Here is a 278-nt window from a genome sequence, read left to right on the forward strand (position 1 = left end):
TCCTGGCGGATATGTTCACGCATGGCGCTGTCCAGCTGGTTTTGCGCCTCTCCTAGAGCCTGAAGCAGGCGCACGCGGTTATGTCCCTCAATCCTGATCTTCCCGCAGCGAGCGAAAAAGAGGCGGTACAAGCCGTCGATGCCGGATTGAGGGCCCTGTTGCAGCAGCGCATATGGATCCGCGACCGTGCTCCCACCGCCACCCAGCATGAGCTGGATGCCGCCACCCATGCCATGGACCAGACTCGCGACAGGCTGCACCCGCTGCTCCAGGCTCTA

Annotated in this window: 1 pseudogene; it reads left to right on the forward strand. The window is 62.6% G+C overall.

The annotated features are described in order from the left end of the window. Positions 1 to 80 precede the first annotated feature (80 nt). Positions 81 to 278 (forward strand): annotated as a pseudogene (locus tag AC4HNJ_RS21895) (hypothetical protein); the annotation flags it as partial.

The sequence above is a fragment of the Dyella sp. SYSU CM1112 genome, from assembly GCF_058216415.1.